8 protein-coding genes are annotated in these 5,908 nt (G+C 49.3%); all 8 read left to right on the top strand.

All coding sequences use genetic code 11. The features are described 5' to 3' along the window. Window positions 1-125 (top strand): 2,3,4,5-tetrahydropyridine-2,6-dicarboxylate N-succinyltransferase (locus GX135_06515; GenBank protein NLN85740.1); only part of this gene is annotated, 125 nt, incomplete at its 5' end. 30 nt (window positions 126-155) lie between these two features. Next, complete coding sequence (locus tag GX135_06510; GenBank protein ID NLN85739.1) at window positions 156-1,736, top strand: amidohydrolase; 1,581 nt, start codon at window positions 156-158, stop codon at window positions 1,734-1,736. 46 nt (window positions 1,737-1,782) lie between these two features. Next, window positions 1,783-3,162, top strand: coding sequence for an aminomethyl transferase family protein (locus GX135_06505; protein ID NLN85738.1), 1,380 nt, complete (start codon window positions 1,783-1,785; stop codon window positions 3,160-3,162). 136 nt (window positions 3,163-3,298) lie between these two features. Then, window positions 3,299-3,874, top strand: a complete 576-nt coding sequence (locus GX135_06500; protein ID NLN85737.1) for a hypothetical protein — start codon at window positions 3,299-3,301, stop codon at window positions 3,872-3,874. A 310-nt stretch (window positions 3,875-4,184) separates the two neighbouring features. Beyond that, window positions 4,185-4,649 carry a DUF134 domain-containing protein gene (locus GX135_06495; protein ID NLN85736.1) on the top strand — a complete coding sequence of 155 codons (465 nt, stop codon included), beginning with the start codon at window positions 4,185-4,187 and terminating at the stop codon, window positions 4,647-4,649. Next, on the top strand, window positions 4,636-4,884 hold the full coding sequence (locus GX135_06490; protein ID NLN85735.1) for a hypothetical protein: 249 nt from the start codon (window positions 4,636-4,638) through the stop codon (window positions 4,882-4,884). The genes GX135_06495 and GX135_06490 overlap by 14 nt, the downstream gene beginning before the upstream one ends. 21 nt (window positions 4,885-4,905) lie before the next feature. Continuing rightward, a complete protein-coding gene (locus GX135_06485; protein ID NLN85734.1) occupies window positions 4,906-5,238 on the top strand; it encodes an ATPase in 333 nt (110 codons plus the stop codon). Continuing rightward, window positions 5,238-5,908, top strand: a 671-nt coding sequence (locus GX135_06480) for a P-loop NTPase (protein NLN85733.1), incomplete at its 3' end; no start/stop codon positions are given. The genes GX135_06485 and GX135_06480, both read left to right, overlap by 1 nt.

The raw sequence follows: 5,908 nt of genomic DNA, 5'->3' as shown, positions 1-5,908 counted from the left end.
GCAGCCGCCAAATGAAGAACGAACCTGGTTTTCAAGTCTATTGTCCCATCATCGTGAAATATCGCGACGCCAAAACTGACAACGCTCTGCAGCTTGAAACTGACCTGCGCGCAGTTTTGGAATAGAAGCTGGCGCTTTCGTATGTGGGAGCCTGCTTGAACCTGATTTTAAGCAATGCCAAGATTTTTCCCCTGGAAAAAGCGGAGGAGAGTCAATTTGATTCTGTTTTGATTTGTGGCGAACGTATTGAATTGATTGGAAATTTGGCTGCCTGCAAACAAGCCTGCCGGGGAAAATATGAGCTCATCGACCTCAAGGGAAAGGCTCTGCTGCCCGCTTTTATCGACACCCACACCCACTTCAGCGAATATGCCAAACAATTGAAGCAGGTTGATTTATCCGGTCTCAACAGCATTTCAAAAATCCGTGAAAGGCTTGAGCAGTTCCGCCGCGAAAACCCCATTTTACCGGATTGGATTCTGGGCGGCGGTTGGGACAAAAACCGTTTGGATGAGCCTGAAAAGTTTAATAAGTCGATTTTGGATGAGTTTTTTCCCCATACACCGGTGGCGCTTTTCAGCAAGGATTACCACAGCCGCTGTTGCAATTCCATGGCCTTGAAAGCCGCTGGCATCAAGGCTTCCAGTTCGGATCCAAGCGGTGGAAAAATCTGGCGGAATTCTCTGGGTGAACCAACTGGCATTTTGCTGGAAACGGCTTCCGAACTTTTGGATAAATACATCGTTCCCCTGGGTGCCGATGAAACCAGACAATGCATGGCAACAGCCGCCGCGGAGCTTCATAAATTCGGGCTTGCCAGCCTGCACAGCATGGAAGTTCCCGCTGGAGCCGAGGTTTTGGAAGATTTTTGCGTTAAAAGCCACGCTCTCCGAGTTTGTCGGCATTTTTATTTGGATGAATTTGAAGAGATAACAGCCTCCGGTAAAAAATGCGGAGAAGGTGGAAAGTGGTATCGCTTGGGAGGCCTCAAACTGTTTGCTGACGGCGCTCTCGGTTCACAAACCGCTGCCATGTTTGAAGAATATCCTCATTCCGGTGGAAACCGAGGCATCCTGCGTCACAGCGAGGACGAACTGATAACCCTGATTGAAAAAGCCGCTCAGGCAGGTTTTTCCACCTCAGTTCATGCCATTGGTGACCGCGCCGTTTTTATCACTATCAATGCTTTTCAAAAAACCAAAGGCGTGGATTTACCTCTGCCGCAGAGGATTGAGCATGTGCAATCCATCCGGGCGGAAGACATCCCTCTTCTAAAAAAAAGCGGTGTGTTTTGCGCGGTTCAGCCTGTGCATCTGGCTAATGATATTGATTTAATTCAAAATCATTGGCCGCAAACCCAACATCAGGCCTACAATTTCCGCTGCCTGCTGGATGCTGGGATTCCGCTGGGTTTTGGCTCGGATTCACCCATCGAGTCAATCAACCCATTTTTAGGAATTTACAGCGCCGTCACCCGCAAAAAAGAACTCGATCCCAAGCAGGAAGCTTGGCACCCTCAAGAGCGAATTTCGGTTTGGGAAGCTCTTCAGGGCTACACTTTAGGTGCGGCGGCGGCTTCTTCAGAACAAAATATCAAAGGTTCCATCTCACCCGGAAAATTGGCTGACCTCATCGTCATTGAAGATTTCACAAAACTGCCAGAGGAATACTGGCTCGAAGCGCGCTCACTTTTAACCATTGTGGGTGGAGAGATACTTTGGCGCGACGGCATTTGAAGATTATTCTATCTAAAAAATGATTAAAAAATAAAAGGAGCTCATAATGAGTCAATACGGTTTCAAATTTCCCGAACAAGCTCGCAAAACCTTCCTCTACGATTTGGAGGAAAACTGGTATCTGCCGCTTTTGGCGGAAAAACGCGGTTTGCCGCAGGGACAAATCAAACGCAGTAATTTTGGCCAATACAGCATGGCCGTGAACTATCTCACCTCTGTTTTGGAAGAATCCGCAGCGGTGAACCAGCTCGCCATCTACAATATCGACCACATGGCCCAGCTTCGTTTCCGGGGCAAAGACGCGCCCGCGCTTCTGGATCGCGCTCTGGCAGGCAAAATGAGCGAAATGAAGGTGGGAAGCTGCAAATACACCCTTTTACTGAACGAAAACGGCGGGGTTGAGGACGACATGATTGTGATGCGTGTTTCCGATACCGAATTCATCGCCGTAATCAACGCCGGACATGATATCACGGACACCGTGGACGGGGTTCAGAAAATTGCTGATATCGACCGCATTATGGCTCAAAAGCAGGATGGGGAAGAGGTGGAAGCCGATGATATCTCTGAACAACTGGTGAAGGTGGATATCCAAGGTCCGCTTTCCTACAAAGTGATAAAAACCGTTTTCGGGGCTGAGGTAATCAAGAATCGCAACAATCCCGTAAAGAACATGAGTTTTTTCACCTTTAACGAGTTCGAAAAAAATGGCGAGCGCTACTACATCAGCCGCACCGGTTATACAAACCGCTGGGGTTGGGAACTTTATATCCCCGCAAAAAATGCCGAGGAAGATTTTAAAAACATCGTGAGCCTTGCGCTCGATTTGGGCGGACTTTTGGTTGGACTGGGCGGCCGCGACGAAAACCGTATTTCCGCTGGTCCTGTCGGACTTCCACTCATGGGCAGCGAATACGATTCCACCCACACGCCCATCAACGCTCCGCTCTATGCTGCGGCTGTGGATATGAACAAAGATTTCTTTGTGGGCAAAGCCGCTCTGGAAAAAGAACTGGCTGCAAACCCGCAAAAAGCACTGATTATGCTCTTCAGCGAAGGCATTGCCAGCGGTCGCAAGGTCTTTTTGGATGGTAAATTGATGGGCAGCGTTTCCTCCAGTATCAATTCACCCAATCTTTCCCTGGAACAGCGTCTGGCATTGGGTTCCTCACGCAAAAATGTGAACGCTGAACATGGCAGCGCCGCCATTGGTATGACCTGGCTTTACAGCAATCCCTTCCCCCAGGACGATGAAGGAAAATACGTCGCGGAAAAAGATGGTGCCCCACTGCGTATTCCGGTTCAGCTCTATCGCGTTGATGAAAAACAAAAACCAATGGGAAGCCCCGTTTTAGGATATTTGACCATGGAAGGCGTGAGCCCTGCCACCGCGCCCAAACCCTTGAAACATATCGAAAACCTATAGTCTATAAAAACCCTTTAAACCTCTTCAGACCCCTCTTTGAAGCATCTCGCCAAAAAGAGGGGATTTTTTTATTTGAAGGTTTTTCATGGGTCGCGGTATTGATTTGTAAAAACAAACATTCCCCAAGGAGGAAACCATGAAACGCAAAGCCCTGCTCATCGCACTGCTGGCCTTGATGGCCGGCTTGCTCAGCGCTCAAAACATGTTCGGAGCGTTGAAAATAACTTCCCAGCCCAAGGGCGCGATTGTATCCCTGTATGGCACAAACCAATATCTTGGTACAACGCCCAACGTTATAGTACCCGTCCAGATGGATTTTAACATGGTGTATGTAGGCGGAAGACCTGGACGGATTCTTGATGTCTTGATTTCTGTACCTGGCTATATCAGCCAACGCCAGCAGATTTTCGTGCCCTACACCAAAGTGTGGGAACGCGACGCCATCCGTAACCCCACAGTTTTCCATTTTACGCTTCAGAAAACCCCGCCGCCACCCACCTGGGGTTACAATTATAACCCTTACTACTATTATCCAGCTACTGGACATCAAGGACCAGGACACGGGCATCATAATCCACCTCCGCCTCCCAAACCGCCTTCCGGACCAGGACACAAACCTCCTTCTGGCTCTGGACATGGCTCAGGCATCCCCAAACCTCCAAGCAACAATCAAGGTGGTCACGGAAGCCACGCTGGAAATTCACGTCCCTGAACTGAGTCCTTCTCTGCTCAAACCTCCCTGCAACCATCCCCATCCAGGGGATGGTTTTTTTGTTTGAAAACTTTCCTCACCCTTGGCGGTGACAAATACATGCCTTGGGAGCTTCCCATTATCAACTTACATTTTTCATGGGATGATCGGCGGAAGCTCCGCGGTTGATTCTGAGCCAGAAGAAAGGGCCGTGCAAGCCTGGCTTTTGAGTCTCTATTTTCTAACTTGCGAAAAGGATTGAAAAATCGCACTTGACAGAAAGGCGTGGTTCGATTATTTTGAACATATGTTCACTCAAGAGAAATGAGAAATGGCAAGAAAACGTATTATCAGACATGTTCAAATGACCCCCACGGTCAAAGGTTTCCGGCCTTTTGGCCGGCTGGAGGGGAAGCGTCAAAAAGTGGTGCTCGCTTTGGATGAATATGAAGCCATCCGGCTTTTGGATTATGAAAGCCTCACCCAAGCCGAAGCCGCGAAAGAAATGCGGATTTCCCGTCCCACGCTCACACGGATTTATGACAGCGCCAGACAAAAATTTGCTTCAGCATTGGTTGAAGGAGCGGAAATCCTGATTGAAGGCGGTGACATCAGGCTGAAGGAACATTCTTTCTGGTGCGAAGATTGCGACAATTTCACGCAAAGCGCGGAAAAATATCTTTTTCATTGCCCTGATTGCGAAGGGCCAAATCTCGTCTCTTTGGGAAATTGTCATCAACAACAATGCAAACAATGCGGCAGATGCCGTCATGGAGGTAAACATGCCAGATTTTGATGGAACCGGGCCCAGACGTGGAGGCCGGGGCGGAAGAGGATTGGGTCGCGGCGGTGGCCGTGGCCAAGGTTTTGGTCCCAGCCCAGACACAAACATGGTTCAGGGTTTTCAGGGTCATGTTTATGAATACACGCGTGAAGAACTTTTGGAGCGCAAGGCAGCCCTCGAAAAAGAGGTTCGCTGGATTGAAGAAAGGCTGAAAGAATTTGAGCCCGCCCCCAATGGGGAAAATTAAACTTACAGGAGAACAAACAAAATGAAGATCGCCATCCCAGTCACCCAAGGAAACATCAGCGCCCATTTTGGGCATTGTGAAGCTTTTGCCGTCTTCACGATTGAAGACAAGAAGATCGTGAAGGAAGAAACACTTGATCCGCCCGCCCACGAACCTGGTTCTCATCCAGCTTTTCTGCATCAGCAGGGTTGCAATGTGGTCATCGCTGGTGGAATGGGCAATCGCGCCCAGGATTTGATGCGCGAACAAGGAATAGAAGTTATCATTGGTGCGCCACTACTTCCACTGCGCGACTTGATTGAGTTGTATCTGAACGGGAAACTCGAATCCGGCGAAAACCGTTGTGACCACTGATGAAACTTGCAATTGCCAGCGGAAAAGGTGGAACCGGGAAGACCACTCTTGCGGTCAACCTGGCTCTGCACGCCGCAAATTCACAAAAAGTGGTGCTTTTGGACCTCGATGTTGAAGAGCCAAACAGCGGCATATTCATAAAAGGCGAGTTGAAGCGTGAAAAACAGTTGGTCAGACATGTTCCCGTGTGGGAAAAAGAAGCCTGCACACTGTGTGGAAAATGTTCCGAAGTTTGCCGTTTTAACGCTGTTTTGAAGCTGGGAAAACACATTTTGGTGATGCCAGAGCTTTGCCACGGTTGCTATGCCTGCAGCGAACTTTGCCTCGAAAACGCACTGCCGATGCAGGAAAGCGCTCTGGGACGTTTGCGCCATCACCAGATTGGCAGCCTGGATTTTGTGGAAAGCAAAATGATAATCGGGGTGGAAATGGCGACTCCGCTGATTGAACAAACATTGGCTTACGCCGAAGCGGAAATACCTCATGCCAGCCTCCAGATTCGGGATTGTCCTCCCGGAACTTCCTGTTCGGTGATAAACGCCACGCGGGACGCGGATTTCGCGCTATTGGTTACCGAACCCACACCTTTCGGATTGCACGACCTGAGCCTGGCTGTTCAAACCATGCGATTTCTGAAAAAACCAATGGCAGTGGTGGTGAATCGAGTTGG

This window comes from Candidatus Cloacimonadota bacterium, assembly GCA_012522635.1.
Classification (GTDB): Bacteria; Cloacimonadota; Cloacimonadia; order Cloacimonadales; family Cloacimonadaceae; genus Syntrophosphaera.
The sequence above is the reverse complement of the archived record's forward strand: the minus strand, read 5'-3'. Positions and strand labels throughout refer to the sequence as shown.